Origin of the sequence: Ectopseudomonas khazarica, from assembly GCF_017915135.1 — a bacterium.
GTDB classification, from domain to species: Bacteria; Pseudomonadota; Gammaproteobacteria; order Pseudomonadales; family Pseudomonadaceae; genus Aquipseudomonas; species Aquipseudomonas khazarica.
This window is the reverse complement of the sequence record NZ_CP068551.1, coordinates 5,043,503-5,061,893: the sequence shown is the minus strand read 5'-3', so window position 1 is coordinate 5,061,893 and position 18,391 is coordinate 5,043,503. Positions and strand designations below refer to the sequence as shown.

The 18,391-nt window shown below is 67.2% G+C and carries 16 protein-coding genes; 13 read left to right on the top strand and 3 right to left on the bottom strand.

Annotated features, from left to right (window positions below; translation table 11 throughout):
• Positions 1-72: 72 nt before the first annotated feature.
• The 6 genes from JLK41_RS23785 to JLK41_RS23760 all read left to right on the top strand — a co-directional run bounded on the left by JLK41_RS23785 (position 73) and on the right by JLK41_RS23760 (position 5,025).
• Positions 73-1,188 carry an ABC transporter ATP-binding protein gene (locus JLK41_RS23785; RefSeq protein WP_037051290.1) on the top strand — a complete coding sequence of 372 codons (1,116 nt, stop codon included), beginning with the start codon at positions 73-75 and terminating at the stop codon, positions 1,186-1,188.
• Positions 1,188-2,075, top strand: coding sequence for an ABC transporter permease (locus JLK41_RS23780; RefSeq protein WP_037051291.1), 888 nt, complete (start codon positions 1,188-1,190; stop codon positions 2,073-2,075). Before JLK41_RS23785 ends, JLK41_RS23780 begins: the two co-directional genes overlap by 1 nt.
• Complete coding sequence (locus JLK41_RS23775; RefSeq protein ID WP_037051294.1) at positions 2,072-2,932, top strand: ABC transporter permease; 861 nt, start codon at positions 2,072-2,074, stop codon at positions 2,930-2,932. Before JLK41_RS23780 ends, JLK41_RS23775 begins: the two co-directional genes overlap by 4 nt.
• Entirely contained in the window at positions 2,925-4,004 is a 1,080-nt protein-coding gene (locus tag JLK41_RS23770) for a DmpA family aminopeptidase (protein ID WP_210389982.1), read from the top strand. The genes JLK41_RS23775 and JLK41_RS23770 overlap by 8 nt, the downstream gene beginning before the upstream one ends.
• Before the next feature lie 103 nt (positions 4,005-4,107).
• On the top strand, positions 4,108-4,644 hold the full coding sequence (locus tag JLK41_RS23765) for a L,D-transpeptidase family protein (protein ID WP_244976452.1): 537 nt from the start codon (positions 4,108-4,110) through the stop codon (positions 4,642-4,644).
• Between the two features lie 75 nt (positions 4,645-4,719).
• The gene (locus JLK41_RS23760; protein WP_037051302.1) at positions 4,720-5,025 is read left to right on the top strand and encodes an NIPSNAP family protein; all 306 of its coding nucleotides are present in this window, start codon (positions 4,720-4,722) and stop codon (positions 5,023-5,025) included.
• Positions 5,026-5,098: 73 nt separating this feature from the next.
• Here JLK41_RS23760 and JLK41_RS23755 read toward each other — a convergent pair whose 3' ends face one another.
• On the bottom strand, positions 5,099-6,013 hold the full coding sequence (locus JLK41_RS23755; RefSeq protein WP_037051305.1) for a LysR family transcriptional regulator: 915 nt from the start codon (positions 6,011-6,013) through the stop codon (positions 5,099-5,101).
• A gap of 60 nt (positions 6,014-6,073) precedes the next feature.
• On the opposite strand from JLK41_RS23755, the gene JLK41_RS23750 reads away from it, so the two are divergent.
• The 7 genes from JLK41_RS23750 (at position 6,074) to JLK41_RS23720 (ending at position 13,974) form a co-directional block, all read left to right on the top strand.
• Entirely contained in the window at positions 6,074-6,265 is a 192-nt protein-coding gene (locus tag JLK41_RS23750) for a hypothetical protein (RefSeq protein WP_134677668.1), read from the top strand.
• Between the two features lie 223 nt (positions 6,266-6,488).
• Positions 6,489-7,979, top strand: a complete 1,491-nt coding sequence (locus JLK41_RS23745) for an aldehyde dehydrogenase (RefSeq protein ID WP_210389981.1) — start codon at positions 6,489-6,491, stop codon at positions 7,977-7,979.
• A gap of 31 nt (positions 7,980-8,010) precedes the next feature.
• Positions 8,011-9,384, top strand: coding sequence for an aspartate aminotransferase family protein (locus tag JLK41_RS23740; protein ID WP_210389980.1), 1,374 nt, complete (start codon positions 8,011-8,013; stop codon positions 9,382-9,384).
• Positions 9,385-9,632: 248 nt separating this feature from the next.
• A complete protein-coding gene (locus JLK41_RS23735) occupies positions 9,633-10,619 on the top strand; it encodes an ABC transporter substrate-binding protein (protein WP_152489900.1) in 987 nt (328 codons plus the stop codon).
• A gap of 142 nt (positions 10,620-10,761) precedes the next feature.
• The gene (locus tag JLK41_RS23730) at positions 10,762-11,565 is read left to right on the top strand and encodes an ABC transporter permease (protein WP_037051317.1); all 804 of its coding nucleotides are present in this window, start codon (positions 10,762-10,764) and stop codon (positions 11,563-11,565) included.
• Complete coding sequence (locus JLK41_RS23725) at positions 11,553-12,386, top strand: ABC transporter ATP-binding protein (RefSeq protein WP_037051320.1); 834 nt, start codon at positions 11,553-11,555, stop codon at positions 12,384-12,386. The genes JLK41_RS23730 and JLK41_RS23725 overlap by 13 nt, the downstream gene beginning before the upstream one ends.
• 1 nt (position 12,387) lies before the next feature.
• Positions 12,388-13,974 (top strand): GMC family oxidoreductase, encoded by a 1,587-nt coding sequence (locus JLK41_RS23720; protein WP_134677672.1) that lies wholly within the window; start codon positions 12,388-12,390, stop codon positions 13,972-13,974.
• Positions 13,975-14,010: 36 nt separating this feature from the next.
• Here JLK41_RS23720 and JLK41_RS23715 read toward each other — a convergent pair whose 3' ends face one another.
• Entirely contained in the window at positions 14,011-16,479 is a 2,469-nt protein-coding gene (locus JLK41_RS23715) for a sensor domain-containing protein (protein ID WP_244230045.1), read from the bottom strand.
• Positions 16,480-16,631: 152 nt separating this feature from the next.
• Positions 16,632-18,383 (bottom strand): bifunctional protein-serine/threonine kinase/phosphatase, encoded by a 1,752-nt coding sequence (locus tag JLK41_RS23705; RefSeq protein ID WP_210389979.1) that lies wholly within the window; start codon positions 18,381-18,383, stop codon positions 16,632-16,634.
• Positions 18,384-18,391 lie beyond the last annotated feature (8 nt).

Genomic DNA, 18,391 nt, shown 5'->3' with positions numbered 1-18,391 from the left:
CCTCCCACGGATTGCAGGTTCCCTGTGGGAGGGGCTTCAGCCGCGATCACTCCGATATCAGTGGAGTCCTCCATGACCGCTTTCACCCAAACTGCGCCGGTGGTCGAGATCCGTGGCGCGGTGAAACACTACCGTGCACCGGAAGGGCATCTGGTGCGTGCCCTCGACGGTCTCGATCTGGCCGTGGGCAGCAACGAGTTCGTCACCCTGCTGGGGCCATCGGGCTGCGGCAAGACCACCCTGCTGCGAACCATCAGCGGCTTCGAGCAGCTGGACGGTGGTGAGCTGCTGATCCAGGGGCAGCCGATGAACAGCGTGCCGCCCCACAGACGCCCGGTGCACACGGTGTTCCAGAGCTACGCACTGTTTCCGCACATGAGCATCGGCGACAACGTCGGCTACGCGCTGGACGTGCGCGGCGTAGGCAAGGCCGAGAAACGCCAGCGTGTCGGCGAGGCGCTGGAGCTGGTAGGCCTCGCCGGCATGGAGCGGCGCAAGCCGGGCCAGCTTTCCGGTGGTCAGCAGCAGCGCGTGGCGCTGGCCCGCGCCATCGTCGACCGGCCGGCGCTGTTGCTGCTCGACGAGCCGCTGTCCGCCCTCGACCGCCAGCTGCGCCAGGCCATGCAGCGCGAGCTGAAGAACCTGCAGCACGAGCTGGGCATCGCCTTCGTCTTCGTCACCCATGACCAGGAGGAAGCGCTGACCATGAGCGACCGCATCGTCGTGCTCAACGGCGGGCATATCCAGCAGATCGGTGCGCCGGCGGAGATCTACCACCGTCCGGCCAACGCCTTCGTCGCCGGCTTCATTGGCGAGAGCAACCTGTTCGACGCGCACGTCAGCGCCATCGATGCTGGCGTCGCCTACCTGCTCGATAGCCAGGGCGATTTGCTGCATGCGCGTCACCCGGCGCTGTGCGTTGGCCAGTACGTCCAGCTCATGCTGCGCCCCGAGCAGTTTTCCCTGCACTGTCCTGGCGAGGGCTTCGCCGCCGTGGAGGGCCGCCTGGAGCAACTGCTGTTCATCGGCAAGGATTTCGAACTGCTGCTGCGCACCGCCCATGGGCGGCAGATCAAGGCCGTGTTGCGCGATGTCGCGCAGCCGCAACTGCAACGCCTGCGCACGGGTGACAGCGTGCAACTGTGGTACGGCCTGGAAGCCGCACACCTGATCGCGGGAGGTGCCTGATGCCGTTGCGCGAGCGCTTGCGCCTGCTGGGGCTGCTGAGCCCGGTGACGGCGATCATCGGGGTGTTCTTCCTGACCCCGCTGGCCATCATGGCGCTCTACAGCCTGCTCGAGCCGGGGCTGTACGGCGGCGTGGAGTGGAGCTTCTATCCCGACAACTTCGGTCGCGTGCTGGGCTGGGCCGACGGCAGCAACGAGGAGTTCGATCCGGTCTACCTGGAGATCATCCTGCGCTCGTTCAAGCTGGCCGCGTTCACCGTGCTGGCGACCCTGGCGCTGTGCTACCCGGCGGCCTTCTGGGTGGCGCGGCAGCCAGAGCGGATGCGCAACTTCTGCCTGTTCCTGATCACCCTGCCGTTCTTCACCAGCCTGATCGTGCGCCTCTACGCCTGGCTGCTGATCCTGCGTCCCAGCGGCTTCATCAACACCACGCTGCTGGCGCTGGGCATCCACAACCCGCTGGAGCTGATCTACACCGAGACGGCGGTGCTGATCGGCATGACCTACATCTTCATCCCGTTCATGTTCATGCCGGTGTATGCCAGCGTGGAGAAACTCGACAAGCGCCTGCTGGAGGCGTCTGCGGACCTCGGTGCGAGCCGCTGGCAGAGCTTCTGGAAGGTGATCTTCCCGCTGACCCTGCCGGGCATCGCCGCCGGTTCGATCATCGTCTTCATCCCCAGCCTGGGTAACTTCATCGTGCCGTCGCTGCTCGGTGGTGCGCGCGTGCTGATGATCGGCAGCCTGGTCGAGCAACAGTTCCTCGCCGCGCGCAACTGGCCGTTCGGCGCCGCCCTGGCGATGCTGCTGATGGCGGCGGTGCTGGTCTGTCTGCTGCTCTACGTGCTGGCCCAGGGGCGCAACGCTGCGCAGGAGGCCAGCCGATGAACGCACTGATCGCCCGCCTCGGGCGCCGCCTGCTGGGCGGCTACAGCCTGGCGTTCTTCGTCTTCCTGTACCTGCCGATCGGCCTGATCGTCGCCTACTCGTTCAACGGCAACCCGATCAACATGATGATCTGGGACGGCTTCAGCCTGGACTGGTATCGCTCGCTGCTGGGGCTGTCCACCAGCCTCAGCGAGAACGCGTTGTATATCGAGTCCACCGACCAGCTGCTGGCCGCGCTACGCACCAGCCTGGTGGTCGCGCTGAGCACCACGGCGATCTCCACGCTGGTCGGGACGCTCACCGCACTGGCGCTGGCGCGCTATCGCTTCCGCCTGCGGACGTTCTACCGGGTGCTGCTGTTCATGCCGATGCTGATGCCCGACATCGTGCTCGGCATCGCCCTGCTGATCTTCTTCGTCGGAGTCGGCATGCCGCTGGGCAAGGGCTCGATCATCATCGGCCACTGCACCTTCCTGATCAGCTACGTGTTCCTCATCGTCAGCGCGCGGCTGGCGGGCATGGACACGCGCCTGGAGGAGGCTTCGGCCGACCTGGGGGCCTCGCCCTGGACCACGTTCCGCCGCGTGACCCTGCCGCAGATCCTGCCCGGGGTGATCGGTGGTGCGTTGCTGGCGTTCATCATCTCGATGGACGATCTGGTGATCACCTACTTCATCGCCGGTGTCGATTCGACCACCTTGCCGGTGTTCATCTACGGCATGATCCGTCGCGGCATCAAGCCGGAGATCAACGCCATCGCCACCCTGTTGCTGCTCGCCTCGCTGCTGATCGCTGCGGTCGGCCTGTACCTGCGCAACCGCAAGCCCGCCACTTCTCAGGATGACTCCCATGGCTAAACCTCGTGCCCGTGAACTCGGCCTGCCGCTGCCCGGTATCAGCGGGCCGCACAACGCCATCACCGACGTGCCAGGCGTACTGGTGGGTTACCGTACGCTCAACGGTGTGGCGGCCAACGGTCGGCGTATCCAGACCGGCGTCACCGCCATCCTGCCGCGTGGTCGCGAAGCCGAGCCGCAGCCGGTGTGGGCGGGCTTCCATGCGCTCAATGGCAACGGCGAGATGACCGGCACGCACTGGATCGAGCATGGCGGCTATTTCGTCGGCCCGCTGTGCATCACCAACTCGCACAGCGTCGGCATCGTCCACCACGCCGCCACGCGCTGGACCATCGACCACTACGCGGCGGCCTGGCAGCGCGAGCACCTGTGGGCCATGCCGGTGGTGGCGGAAACCTACGACGGGGTGATCAACGACATCAACGGTCAGCACGTCAGCGAGGCCGACGCCCTGGCCGCGCTGGACGCCGCCGCTGGCGGGCCGATCGCCGAGGGCAACGTCGGCGGTGGCAACGGCATGATCTGCTACGGCTACAAGGGCGGTACCGGCAGCTCCTCGCGGCGGATCGAGATCGACGGTCGAGGCTACACCCTGGGCGCCCTGGTGCAGGCCAATCACGGCCAGCGCGCCTGGCTCAAGGTGTGCGGCGTGGCAGTCGGCGAGCGCCTGGAGGATGAGCTGCCGCAAGGGCTGGAGCGTGAGCGCGGTTCGATCATCGTCATCCTCGCCACCGATGCCCCCTTGCTGCCGCACCAGCTCAAGCGCCTGGCGCAACGTGCCGGTCTCGGCATCGCCCAGGGCGGCACGCCGGGTGGCAACAACTCGGGCGACATCTTCCTGGCCTTCAGCGTGGCCAACCCACGGCCCTTGCCGCAGGTGTCGGTCATCCGCCAGAGCCTCGACTACCTCAGCGACGAATGCTGCGACGCCCTCTACCTGGCCGCCGTGCAGGCCACCGACGAGGCGGTGCTCAACGCCATGCTGGCTGCAGAGGACGCCCCGATGCAGAAGCCCGAGGGCATCTGCCGGGCCATCGACGGCGAGCGCCTGCGCACGCTGGTGACGGGCTAGCCCCGTCACGCTGCACTGCATTTGCGAGGCCGCGCACGGCGCTGCGCCTGCCTTCTGCTAAGGTGGCGCGCGAAGACACCGAGGGAATGGCAGGAGGCCGCTGGTGAAGCGTGGATGGCTACTGGGAATGGCACTGCTGGTGGCGCTGCCACTGGGTTACACCAAGATCATGGGGCGCCTGGCGGGCGGCCCGGAGCCCGCGCCGGTGGCGGCCGAACAGGCGGACCTGATCACCGTGGACAAGGCGCAGCGGCGCATGCAGCTGTGGCGCGATGGCCAGGTGTTGGGCGAGTACCGCATCGCCCTTGGTGCGGCCGGCGATGCCGGGCACAAGCAGCGCGAGGGGGATGAGCGTACCCCCGAGGGGCGCTACCTGATCGACTGGCGCAACCCCAGGTCGATGGCCTACCTGAGCCTGCACATCTCCTACCCCAATGCCCGGGACGAGGCCGCGGCTGCGGCGCGCGACGAGGCGCCGGGCGGCAATATCATGATCCATGGCCTGCCCAATGGCTGGGGCTGGCTGGGTCCGCTGCACCACCTCTGGGACTGGACCGATGGCTGCATCTCCGTGAGCAACGACGAGATGCGCGAGATCTGGCTGCGCGTGGCGAACGGCACGCCCATCGAGATTCACTGAGCCGAAGGATGGCGTGAGCGGCGGCCCTTGTGCTTCCATCGCCAGTCCCGTTTCAACCTGCGACAAGGACGACCCATGGTCACCTGCTACCTGCGTTACATCGTCGATGCCTACAAGCTCGAGGAATTCGAGCATTACGCCAAGCTGTGGATTCCCCTGGTGGAGAAGTTCGGCGGTACGCACCACGGCTACTTCCTGCCATCGGAAGGCGCCAACAACGTGGCCCTGGCGCTGTTCAGCTTCCCCAGCCTGGCCGAGTACGAGCGCTATCGCCAGGATTCGCTGGCCGACGCCGACTGCCAGGCCGCCTTCCGCTACGCCGAGGACACGCGCTGCATCCTCAGCTACGAGCGCAGCTTCTTCCGTCCTGTGTTCGACTAGGCGACGGCCCCGGACTGCATCCAGGCGATACGAGCAGCGCTGCCTGTAGCCCGGATGCAATCCGGGAACTCGTTCAGAGCGGTGCCGCCTCGCCCAGCTCTTCCTTGCAGTAGTCGACGAACAGCCGGGCCGGCTTGGTCAGCTGGGCGCGCTTGAGCCAGGCGGCCACCAGGCCGGAGCCGGTGACGTCCTCGGCGATGTTCACGCAGACCACCTGCTTGCCGTCGTAGGTGGTGTTGCAGTGCGGGCGGGTGACCAGCACGGAGAAACCGAAGCCCTGGCCGACCATGCCGCGCACCATCTCGATCGACGGCGAGCTGAACAGGATGTTGGGCGACAGGCCCAGCTCCTCGAAGATGCTGACGAAGTAGTTCCGGCTCGGCAGCACGTCGAGCAGGATCATCGGGTCGAGCGCCAGGTCGCGCAGCGATACCTGGGCCTGGGCGGCAAAGCGGTGGCCCTCGGGCAGCAGCGCGTAGGGGCGCTGCGGCGGCATCAGCGGTTCGGTCTCGATGGTGCCGTCGAGGTCATGCTCGTAGAAGATCGCCAGGTCGAAGCGCCCGGCTGTCAGGCCCTGCACCAGTTCATGCTGCTCGCCGTCATGCAGGCGAATCTCCACGCCCGGGTAGCGCTGGCGAAAGCCGGCGATCAGGCGTGGCAGGTACAGCGGCGCGACCGTCTCGAAACAGCCGATGTCGATCTGTCCGGCCACCACGTCGTTGTCGGCCAGGGCGTTCTGCTCGAACTCACGGGCCATGCGCAGCAGTTCCTGCGCCTTGCGGTAGAAGCGCGCCCCGCCCGGGGTGAGCGAGACCCCCTGGGCGTGGTGACGGATGAACAGCTGCACACCGAAGCTTTCTTCCAGGCCCTTGATCGCCGTGGAGATCGACGGCTGCGCGATGTACAGCTTGCGTGACGCCTCGGCGACGCTGCCGCACTCGACGGTGGTGACGAAGTACTTGAGTTGACGCAGGGTGTAGGCAGCCACGCAAACCTCTGATGATGTTCGTTGCGACGTTCACCATACCCGCACTCGGGTGCCGTGCAGGTGAGCATCTTCTTTGCCAGTGGCCATATTTTTGCTGGCCAGCGGCGTCTGCACGCCTGCCTGCAAAAGCCGTACACGCCCGGGGTGATCGCCAGGGCGCTGCCTCGATCGGCTCGCCGGGCAGGTCTGGGCGCGCAGCGGGGCGAATTCCACCGCCGCGAACGGGCCGCCGTGCCGATGAGCATGCGCTGAAAGAGTGCGCCCGCCAATCCCGTCATGGCGCGGCGCCGGCAGGCATGTCGCGGCGTCACGGGGGCGTTGGCGACGCGTGCACAAGGAGCTGGCAAGCTGCACTGCTTTGGTGCTGGCGTGACGAGCTTTTTCGTATGTCCCGGCGACATTTTTAATATTTTTCCTATCTTCGGGCTTGCGCCACCATCAGTTCCGCAACCACCAGACGGTTAAGGGGACTGCGGTGTACGAACTCAGCGACTGGCAGCAACGCGCTCGACAGCAAGGCTTCATCGAACAGGCCATCATCGGTGGGCGCCGTGTGGCGGCGCAGTCCGGCGCCACCTTCGCGGCCATCAACCCGGCCAGCGGCCAGGTGCTGGCGCAGGTCGCCGCCTGTGCTGAAGCCGAGGTCGATCTGGCCGTGCGCAGTGCCCGCCAGGCGTTCGAAGCGGGCGTCTGGTCGCAACGCACGCCGGCCGAGCGCAAGCAGGTGCTGTTGCGCCTGGCCGAGCTGATCCTGGCCAATCGCGATGAGCTGGCGCTGCTCGACTCGCTGAACATGGGCAAGCCGGTGATGGACGCCTGGAACATCGACGTGCCCGGCGCCGCCGGCGTGTTCCGCTGGTACGCGGAAAGCCTCGACAAGCGCTACGACGAAGTCGCCCCCAGCGCGGCCAACGTGCTGGCCACCATCACGCGCGAGGCGCTGGGCGTGGTCGCCGCCGTGGTGCCGTGGAACTTCCCGCTGGACATGGCTGCCTGGAAGCTCGCCCCGGCGCTGGCGGCCGGCAACTCGGTGGTGCTCAAACCTGCCGAGCAGTCGCCATTCTCCGCCTTGCGCCTGGCCGAACTGGCGCTTGAGGCCGGCCTGCCGGAAGGCGTGCTGAACGTGGTGCCGGGGCTCGGCGAGGCTGCCGGCAAGGCCCTTGGCCTGCACATGGACGTCGACTGCCTGGCCTTCACCGGCTCCACCGAGGTGGGCAAATACTTCATGGCTTACTCGGCGCAGTCCAACCTCAAGCAGGTGTGGCTGGAGTGCGGCGGCAAGAGCGCCAATCTGCTGTTCGCCGATTGCCAGGATCTCGACCTGGCCGCCGAGAAGGCGGCCTTCGGCATCTTCTTCAACCAGGGCGAAGTGTGCTCGGCCAACTCGCGCCTGCTGGTGCAGCGCTCGATCCACGACCAGTTCGTCGAACGCCTGCAGGCTCGGGCGCGCGACTGGTTGCCGGGCGATCCGCTGGATCCGGCCAGCCGCGCTGGCGCCATCGTCGAGACGCGGCAGACGGCGCGGATCATGGACTTCATCGACGGCGCCCGGGCCGAGGGTGCGCGCCTCGTCGCCGGCGGCCGGCAACTGACGATCGGCGGCTCGAACAACTTCGTCGAGCCGACCATCTTCACCGGCGTGGCGCCGAGCAGCCGCCTGGCCCGCGAGGAAGTCTTCGGCCCGGTACTGGCGGTGCTGCCGTTCGACAGCGAGGACGAGGCCGTGGCGCTGGCCAACGACAGCGTCTACGGCCTGGCCGCCTCGCTGTGGAGCGACGACCTCAACCGCGCCCACCGTGTTGCCCGCCGCCTCAAGGCCGGCACCGTCTCGGTCAACACCGTCGATGCGCTGGACGTCACCACGCCCTTTGGCGGTGGCCGGCAGTCCGGCTTCGGCCGCGACCTGTCGCTGCATTCGTTCGACAAGTACACGCAACTTAAAACGACATGGTTCCAGCTCCGCTGAGCTGATGACCGGATAACCCAGGAGCCTTGCGATGACTGCCCCGAAGCACACGACTCAGGAATATCAGGCGCTGGATGCGGCGCACCATATCCACGCCTTTCTCGATCAGAAAGCGCTCAACGAGGAGGGTGCGCTGGTCATCGCCAAGGGCCAGGGCCTCAACCTCTGGGACAGCGACGGCAAGCGCTATCTGGACGGCATGTCCGGCCTGTGGTGCACCGCGCTGGGCTATGGCCGTGCCGACCTGAATGCCGCGGCCAGCCGTCAGCTGGAGGAGCTGCCGTACTACAACCTGTTCTTCCACACCACGCATCCGCGCGTGGTGGAGCTGTCCGAGCTGCTCTTCAGTCTGTTGCCGGCGCACTACAGTCACGCCATCTACACCAACTCCGGTTCCGAGGCCAACGAGGTGCTGATCCGCACCGTGCGCCGCTACTGGCAGGTGGTCGGCAAGCCGAGCAAGACAATCATGATCGGCCGCTGGAACGGCTATCACGGCTCCACCCTGGGCAGCACCGCGCTCGGCGGCATGGGCTTCATGCATGAAATGGGCGGCATGCTGCCGGGCTTCGCCCACATCGGCGAGCCGTACTACTTCGCCGAGGGCGGCGAGCTGAGCGAGGAGGCCTTCGGGCTCAAGGCGGCGCGTGAGCTGGAAGCGAAGATTCTCGAACTGGGTGCCGAGAATGTCGCGGCCTTCGTCGCCGAGCCGTTCCAGGGCGCCGGCGGCATGATCTTCCCGCCGCCCAGCTACTGGGCCGAGGTGCAGCGCATCTGCCGCCAGTACGACGTGCTGCTGTGCGCCGACGAGGTGATCGGTGGCTTCGGCCGCACCGGCGAATGGTTCGCCCACCAGCACTTCGGCTTCGAGCCGGACACCCTGACCATCGCCAAGGGCCTGACCTCCGGCTACATCCCCATGGGAGGCCTGGTGCTGGGCAAGCGCATCGCCGATGCCCTGGTGCAGGAAGGCGGCGTATTCGCCCATGGCCTGACCTATGCCGGCCATCCGGTGGCGGCGGCCGTGGCGATCGCCAACCTCACCGCGCTGCGTGATGAACGCATCGTCGAGCGGGTGAAGGCCGACACCGGCCCCTACCTGCAGAAGCTGCTGCGCGAGACCTTCGCGGATCACCCGCTGATCGGCGACGTCCAGGGCACCGGCCTGGTCGCCGCGCTGCAGTTCGCCGAAGACAGGGCCACGCGCAAGCGTTTCGCCAACGAGAACGACATCGCCTGGCACTGCCGCACCGTCGGCTTCGACGAGGGCCTGATCATCCGCTCCACCCTCGGTCGCATGATCATGGCGCCGGCCCTGGTGGCCACCCACGCCGAGCTGGACGAGCTGGTGGAGAAGACCCGGCGCGCGGTGGATCGTACCGGGCGCGAGCTGAACCCGCTGTAACAGGCGAGATGTACCCGTAGGAGCGGCTTCAGCCGCGAGAAACCTGAATCGCGGCTGCAGCGGAATGCCGCCCAGCCGCTCCTGCGAAAGCGAACAAAGCGACAGGCATCACCCGGAACCGCCCCGCAGAGGGCGGCAAGAACCAGGATCGGCCCGACGAGGCTGGCCCCATGCACATGCAATTCGGCCCCTGGCCAATCCTGCCCCACGTAAACCAATAACGAGCCAACAGGCTGTGGGAGTGCTTCATGAAATCATCCTTGCGCCACCGTTTCGTCCGTACCTTCGCCTGCACCGCACTGGCTGCCGGCATGGCCGCCAGCGCTCAGGCCGGCACCCTGTCCATCGGCCACACCACCTGGGTCGGCTACGGCACCCTGTACCTGGCCCGTGACCTGGGCTACTTCAAGGACGCCGGCCTCGACCTGCAGCTGACCACCATCGAGGAAGCCTCGATGTACATGGCCGCTCAGGCCTCGGGCAAGCTGTCCGGCTCGGCCTCGACCATCGACGAGATCCTCAAGTACCGTTCCAAGGACTTCTGCTTCAAGGCCGTGGCCGCGCTGGACGAATCCCATGGCGGCGACGGCATCGTGGTGCAGGAGGGCATCGCCGACATGCAGGGCCTCAAGGGCAAGGCAGTGGCGGTCAACGAGGGTTCGGTGTCGCAGTTCTGGCTGAGCTACCTGCTGAAGAAGGCCGGCATGAGCATGAGCGACATCGAGGTGCAGAACATGACGGCCGACGACGCCGCCTCGGCCTTCATCGCCGGCCACGTGCCCGCCGCGGTGACCTGGGAGCCGAACCTGACCATGGTCAAGCAGAAGGGCAGCGGCAAGGTGCTGGTCGACAGCGGCGAGACGCCCGGCGTGATCGTCGACGTGGTGGCACTGGACTGCGACGTCATCGAGAAGCAGCCGGAAGACGTCAAGGCGCTGGTCGCCGGCCTGTACAAGGCGGTCGAGTTCACCCGAAGCAACCCGGAGAAGGCCCACGAAATCATGGCCAAGGGCGTTGGCGGCTACCTGTCCGATCCCAAGGACCTGGCCGAAGCGGCCAAGGGCGTGAAGTTCTACGACCAGGCCATGAGCGAGAAGCTGCTCGGTACTCCCGGCAAGGCCGGTGACATCGCCGAGATCATCAAGCTGGCCAACGAAACCTGGAGCAGCCTGCAGGGCAAGCCCTACGCGGTGCGCTACGAGGATCTGGTGGATACCTCGTTCGTCACGCCGTAACCCTTCTGCGCAGAACGGGCCCTGTGGGAGGGGCTTCAGCCGCGACCGTCGCCGCTGAAGCGCCTCCCACGGTGCCCGCCCCAGCGGCAGCGGGGCCGACTGCGCGCCCAGCTTCTTCAATACCCGCAACACGAGGTGGTTCATGGCCACGCAAAAATCCTGGGTGCAGCGCTGCCTGACCCCGAAAGTCGATCTGCCGGGCCGTCTGGTGCTCGGTGTCAGCGGCCTGTGCTGGCTGCTGGTGCTTGGCCTGTGGGCCGTCCTGTCCTATGGCGGCGTGGTGCCGTCGATGTTTCTGCCGACCCCCGGCGACGTGGTCGCCGCTGGCGTGCGCCTGGCCGCTGACGGCACCCTGAGCAAGCATGTGCTGGCCAGCCTGGAAGTGGTGCTGATCGGCTTCGTCGTATCTTCCCTGGTGGCGGTGCCGCTGGGCCTGCTGATGGGCAGCTTCCGCATCGTCCAGGCGTTTCTCGAGCCGCTGGTCAACTTCATCCGCTACCTGCCGGTGACCAGCTTCGTGCCGCTGTTCATCCTGTGGATCGGTATCGGCCTGGAGCAACGCGTCTCGGTGATCATCTTCGGCGTGTTCTTCCAGCAACTGGTGATGATCGCCGACGTCTCCAAGGGCGTCTCGCGGGACCTGCTCAACGCCAGCTACACCCTCGGCGCCAGCCGCCGTGACGTGGTGCTGCACGTGCTGGCGCCGGCTTCCCTGCCCGGCATCCTCGACACGCTGCGCGTGACCATGGGCTGGGCCTGGACCTACCTGGTGGTGGCCGAACTGGTCGCCGCCTCCAGCGGCCTCGGTTACATCAGCCTCAAGGCCATGCGTGGTTTCCAGGTGGATGTGATCTTCCTCGCCATCGCCATCATCGGCCTGCTCGGGCTGATCACCGATCAACTGTTCCGTCTGCTTCGACTGAGGATTGCCGCATGGGCGCAATAGCCAAGAAACCCTACATCATGCCGGCGCTCAGTCAGTACGCCGAGGTCGCCGCACGGCTCAAGGTGGACAACGTCAGCCTGCGCTACCAGTCGCCTGCGGGGGATACCTTCACCGCACTGGAGCGGGTCTCCTTCGAGGTGCCGGACCAGCAGTTCGCGGTCATTGTCGGCCCCTCCGGCTGCGGCAAGTCGAGCCTGCTGTACCTCACCGCCGGCCTCAACGAACCGACCGAGGGCGATATCTACGTCGGCGGGCGCAAGGTCGATGGTCCCGGTGCCGACCGTGGCATGGTGTTCCAGGGCTACACCCTGTTCCCCTGGCTCACGGTGCGCCAGAACATCGAGTTCGGCCTCAAGCGCCGGGGGCTGCCGGCCACCGAGATGCGCACCATCGTCGAGTTCTACCTGCAGGAAGTCGGCCTGGACAAGTTCGCCGAGCATTTTCCCAAGCAGCTTTCCGGCGGCATGATGCAGCGCGTGGCCATCGCCCGGGCATTGGCCAACGACCCGCAGATCCTGCTGATGGACGAACCCTTCGGCGCCCTCGACAGCCAGACCCGCCTGCAGATGCAGCAACTGCTGCTGCAGGTCTGGGGCAACAGCAAGAAGACCGTGGTGTTCGTCACCCACGACATCGATGAAGCCATCCTGCTCGCCGACCGTATCTACGTGATGGGCGCGCGTCCGGGGCGGATCAAGGAAATCCTCGACGTGCCGATCGAGCGTCCGCGCAACCTCGACGTGGTGATGGAGCCCGAGTTCATCCGTATGAAGCGGCACATCCTCGGCCTGCTGCACGACGACATGGAAGAGGTGCACTGAGATGGCGGACAGCTTCGACTACCTGATCGTCGGGGCCGGTTCGGCCGGCTGCGTGCTGGCCAACCGCCTGAGCGCGGACCCGGCCGTGCGCGTCTGTCTGATCGAGGCCGGCGGCAGCGACGCCAGCCCGCGGGTGCAGGTGCCGGCTGGCACCATCACCCTGTACAAGAGCCGCGTGTTCAGCTGGAACTACTTCTCCGCGCCGCAGCGCCACCTCGCCGGGCGTCGTCTGCACACCCCGCGTGGCAAGGCTCTCGGCGGCTCCAGTGCGATGAACAGCATGATCTACATCCGTGGCGACGCCAGCGACTACGACCGCTGGGAAGCCGCCGGCTGCCCCGGCTGGGGCTGGCGCGACGTGCTGCCGTACTTCAAGAAGTCCGAGGGCAACCGCCTCGGCCAGTCCCTGCACTACCACGGCACGCTGGGCGAACTGCTGGTGGACAAGCCGCGCGACCCCAACCCGTTGTCCGAGCGTTACATCAGCGCCGCCAGCCATATCGGCCTGCGCCGCAACGACGATTTCAACGGCGGCAGCCTGGAGGGGGTCGGCCTGTACAACGTCACCCAGAAGGACGCCAGGCGTCTGTCCAGCTACCGCGCCTTCGTCGCCCCGGTGCGCCAGCGCAGCAACCTCACCGTGCTGACCGGCTGCGAGGTGGAGCGCCTGCTGCTCGACGGCGAGCGCGTCAGCGGCCTGGAGCTGCGCGAGAAGGGCCAGTGGCGCACCTTGCAGTGCAGCCGCGAGACCATCCTCTGCGCCGGTGCGCTGGGCTCGCCGCACATCCTGCTGAAATCCGGCATCGGCCCCAGGGCCGAGCTGGAGGCGGCGGGCGTGGCCAGCAAGGTCGACCTGCCCGGAGTCGGCAAGAACCTGCAGGACCATATCGACGGCACGCTCACCGTGCGCTCGAAGAGCCCGCTGTCGCTGGGCTTCTCCATCGGCTCGCTGCCCAAGGTGCTGGCCTCGCCGTTCCAGTACCTGGCGCGCAGGATGGGCTGGCTGACCACCAACTACGTCGAGGCCGGCGGCTTCGCCCGCACGCCGCTGGCGGGTGACCTGCCGGATGTGCAGATGCACTTCGTGCCGGGTTATCGCAGCCATCGCGGGCGCCTGTTCGAGTGGGGCCATGGCTACGCCATCCACACCTGCGTGCTGCGCCCGAAAAGCGTCGGCGAGGTGCGCCTGGGCGAGGGCCGCAGCCTGAGCATCGACTTCAACTTCCTCAGCGACGAGGCCGACGCGCGGGTGCTGGTGGAGGGGGTCAAGCTGGCGCGCAGCATCCTCGCCCAGCCGGAGTTCGACGCCATTCGTGGCAAGGAGATGCTGCCCGGCGCCCAGGTACAGAGTGACGAACAGCTGCTGGCGCACCTGCGCGAGAACGCCGCCACGGTGTTCCACCCGGTGGGCACCTGCAAGATGGGCACGGACGAGGCCGCCGTGGTCTCGCCGCAGCTCAGGGTGCGCGGCCTGAGCAACCTGCGCGTGGCCGATGCCTCGATCATGCCGACGCTGATCAGCGGCAACACCAACGCGCCGTGCATCATGATCGGCGAACGCGCTGCGGAGATGATCCTGCGCGGCTGAACGGGGCTGCGGGCGGGCGTCAGCGCCTGCCCGGGTTCACTGCCGCTTGCGCTCGTTGGCCGGCTGCGGATGGCCGAACAGGAAACCCTGGAAGTGCGAGCAGCCCTGGGCTTGCAACTGCCTGAGCTGCTCTTCGGTTTCCACGCCCTCGGCGGTGGTCTTGATCTGCAGGCTGCTGCTCATGCCGGTGATGGCGCGCACGATCGACATCGCCTCGGGGCTGTCGACCATGTCGTTGATGAACGACTTGTCGATCTTGATCCGGTCGAAGGCGAACGAGCGCAGGTAACTCAGCGAGGAGTAGCCGGTGCCGAAGTCGTCGAGGGCGATGTTCACCCCCAGGGCCTTGAGGCGCTTGAGCGTCTCGATATTGCCGTCGCTGTTGTCGAGCAGCACCGATTCGGTGATCTCCAGCTCCAGGCGCCGAGGCTCCAGGGCCGAGTCCTGCAGGGCCAGGGCGACGATCCTGACCAGCTCGGGGTTCCTGAACTGCACGGGTGACAGGTTGACCGCCACGGTCTGCTCGGTATTCCAGCTGGCCGCTTCCTGGCAGGCGAGATTGAGCGCACGTGCGCCCACCTCGTGAATCAGCCCGGTTTCCTCGGCCAGCGGAATGAAGTCCATGGGCATCACCAGGCCATTGAGTGGGTGATGCCAGCGCATCAGCGCCTCGTAGCCGGAGATCTGCCCGTGCTGCTGGTCGATGATCGGCTGGTAGTGCAGCTGCAACTGGCCCAGGTGCAGGGCGGTGCGCAGGTCCATTTCCATGGTGCGGCGGCGGCGCGCGGCGGCATCCAGTTCGGGCTGGAAGTATTCGAAGCGATTGCGCCCGTTGCGCTTGGCCTCGTACAGCGCCAGGTCGGCGTAGCGCAGCAGCTGGTCGGCGCTCTGGTGGTCGTTCGGTGCGATGGCCACGCCCACGCTCAGGCCGACGCTGAAACTGTGGTCGTCGATCATGAAGCTCGGCGCGACCACGTCGATCAGGCGCTGCGCGGTGCGATGGGCACTCTCGGGGCAATCCAGGTTGCGCAAGACGATGGCGAACTCGTCGCCGCCGAGGCGGGCCAGGGTGTCCTGATCGCGCAGCGTGCCTTTCAGGCGGGTCGCCAGCGCGCGCAGCAAGCGGTCGCCGAAGGCATGGCCGAGCGCGTCGTTGATGTTCTTGAAGTTGTCCAGGTCCAGGCACAGTACGCCGACCAGCGAGCGCTCGACCGCGCTCTCGGCGAGGGCTTCCTGCAGACGCTCGGCGAACAGCGTGCGGTTGGCCAGCCCGGTCAGTGCGTCGTGGTGCGCCATGTGATGAATCTGCGCGTGCGCGGCCAGTTCGTCGGTGACGTCCTCGGCGATCATCAGCACGTAGCTGGCCTGGTTGGCCCCGCCGTTGCTCAGGGCCACGCGGGTACGCAGCGTGCGCAGGCCCAGCGGGGTCTCCAGGGACTGCTCACGCAGGTAGCCGGTCTTGGCGCGGATGCCCTGTTCGGTCTGCTCTTCGATATAGCGGGCGATGCCCGCTGCCAGGCAGGCCTGTGGATGCTGGCCGACCATGGCCTGGGCGCTGCAGCCGAACAGGCGCTCGGCCTGCGGGTTGGCCAGCAGGATTTCCCCGGATTGCGGGTTCCTGACGATCAGGCTGGCGGGAATGTTGCCGATCACCGAGTCGAGAAAGCGCGACAGGTTGCTCATCTCCTCGCTGTAGCTTTCCGCCAGTTCCTTGGCCTTGAGCAGCTCCTGTTCGTGCTGGCGGCGCTCGGTGATGTCGCGGGTGATCTTGGCGAAGCCGATGAGCTGGCCCTCGTCGTCGCGCACCGCATCGATGATCACGTGGGCCCAGAACGCTGAACCGTCCTTGCGCAGGCGGATGCCCTCGGCCTCGAAGCGGCCCTCGCGGTGGGCGGTCTCCAGGCCCCGCTGCGGCAGGCCCGTGCTGCGATCTTCCGGCGTGTAGAACAGCGAGAAGTGCTGCCCGACGATTTCGCCGGCACTGTAGCCCTTGGCCCGTTGCGCACCGGCGTTCCAGTTCTGCACATGGCCCTGCGGGTCGAGCATGTAGATGGCGTAGTCCTTGACGCCCTGCACCAGCAGGCGGAAACGCCGCTCCTGCTCGCGCTGTTCGTTCTGCAGGCGCTGCTGCTCGGTGCAGTCCCGGGTGATCTTGGCGAAGCCGATGAGCTGGCCTTCATCGTCGCGCACGGCATCGATGATCACGTGGGCCCAGAACGACGAGCCGTCCTTGCGCAGGCGCCAGCCGGTGGCTTCGAAACGCCCGGTGTCGCGGGCCTGCTGCAGGCCGCGTTGCGGCACGCCGGCGTCACGCTCCTGCGCGCTGTAGAACACCGAGAAATGCTGGCCGACGATTTCCGCCGCCCGGTAGCCCTTGGCCCGCTGGGCACCGGCATTCCAGTTGGTCACCACGCCCTCGGGGCTGAGCAGGTAGATGGCGTAATCCACCACGCTCTGCACCAGCAGGCGATACATCATGTCGGAGTTGAGGTCGATCGGTGACATCGAAGCGATACCTGCGCAGGAAATAACGGCGCAGGGACAGGCCTGCGGGGTGCCATGTGGGTCGGGTGCGACCGTAGGGCAGGCCGTTCAGGAACGGGCAGCGGGAAATTCTGCCCGTCTGCCGGGCGTTTTGCCAGCAAGGCACGGCGCGCCTAGTGCAGCAGTGCGGTTAGCAAGGACAGTGCCAGCAGCAGGCTGAGCAGTTGCCAGAACAGCAGCGGGTCACGCTCCAGCAGGGGCCGATGCCTGCGCGCGAGCAGCGCCTGGCCGGGATGGCGCAGGGCGTGGGCGAATTCGTCCGGGTCCCGGTAGCGCTGGTTCGGGTCCGGGTGGCAACCCTTGCGCAGCACGTCGTCCAGCCACGGCGGCAGGTCCGCCTGGCGCCCCACTGGCTGGTAGCGCAGGCGCATCTGCGCCGCCCGGCTCCGGGCCCGCGCCATGGCCGCGCCGTAGGGCAGCCGGCCGGTGAGCATCTGGTAGGTGATCACCGCCAGCGAGAACACCTCCGAGCCGACGCTGGCCGGCTGTCCCAGCCAGTATTCCGGTGCGCTGTACTGGGCCGTGCCGAGCGCCTGCCGAAGCGTCTCCCGCGCGTCGCTCTCCTGCAGCCCGGCCACGTGCGTCGCGCCGAAGTCGATGATCTTCACCGTACCCTCGGCGTCGATCATCAGGTTGGCCGGACGCAGGTCCTGGTGCAGCATTTCCAGGCGGTGAAAGGCGCGCAGGCCGCGTGCGATCTGTTCGACGATGTCACGCACCGCCTGCAGGGGCGGTTGCGGGTGGTCGAGCAGCCACTGCGCGAGCGTCTGGCCGTCGATGAATTCGCTGCTGCTGTACAGGTAGTGGCGCGGGCGCGATGGCACATGGGCCTTGAGCACGTGGGGGCTGTCGATGCGCCTGGCGATCCATTCCTCCAGCAGCAGGCGCTGCAGGTACTGCGTGTCCTGCTGCAGATCCTGGGAGGGGGTCTTGAGCACCAGCGTGGCGCCGCTGGCCGGGTCGCGCGCCAGGTACAGGTGGCTGCGCGCGCTGGCGTGCAGCCGGCGCAGGATGCGGTAGCCGTCGAAGTCGCACGGTGCCTCCAGCACGGGTGGGCAGGGCAGTTCGTCCAGCTGCCGTTGCAACTCGCCGGGCTCACCTTCGGGCAACTGCTCGATGCGCAGCAGCTGCACGGTCAGGTTGTCGTCGCTGCCGCCGGCCAGCGCCCGCTCGACGATCCGTTGCGCGGTGTGCTGCAGGTCGTCGGCGCTGCCGGCGAGGCAGGCGCGCAGGCTGCGGTCGTCGAGGAAGGCATGCACGCCGTCGGTGGCCAGCAGGAACAGGTCGCCGACCTCCAGGGGCAGGGCCTGATAGTCGATTTCCAGATGCGCCTGCATGCCCAGCGCGCGGCTGAGGTAGCTCCTGTCGGCGTCGAGCTGCAGGCGATGTTCCTGGGTCAGCGGTTCCAGCACGTCGCCGCGCAGGCGGTAGATGCGCGCGTCGCCGATGTGGAACAGGTGCGCGGTGGTCGACTTCAGCAGCAGCGCGCTGAAGGTGCAGACGTAGCCGCGATCCAGGTCATAACGGTGCGGGCTGCGCCGGCTCTGCGCGTGCAGCCAGGCATTGGTGGCGGCGAGCACGCGCAGCGCCGAGGTCTTCACCGACCAGGCGTCGCTGGTGCTGTAGTAGTCGCTGAGAAAGGCCGCCACCGCCGTCTCGCTGGCGATGTGGCTGACCTCGCTGCTGCTGATGCCATCGGCCAGGGCGACGGCGATGCCCTTGCTGTCGAGCTGGGCCGCCTGCGGCACGCACAGGCCATGGAAGTCCTGGTTGCGTGGCTTCTTGCCCCTGTCCGAATGCTGGCCGACGCTGACGCGCAGCCGCCCTGGCTGGCGGCTGCGCGGCGAGGCGTCGGCCAGGCTCATCGGCATGG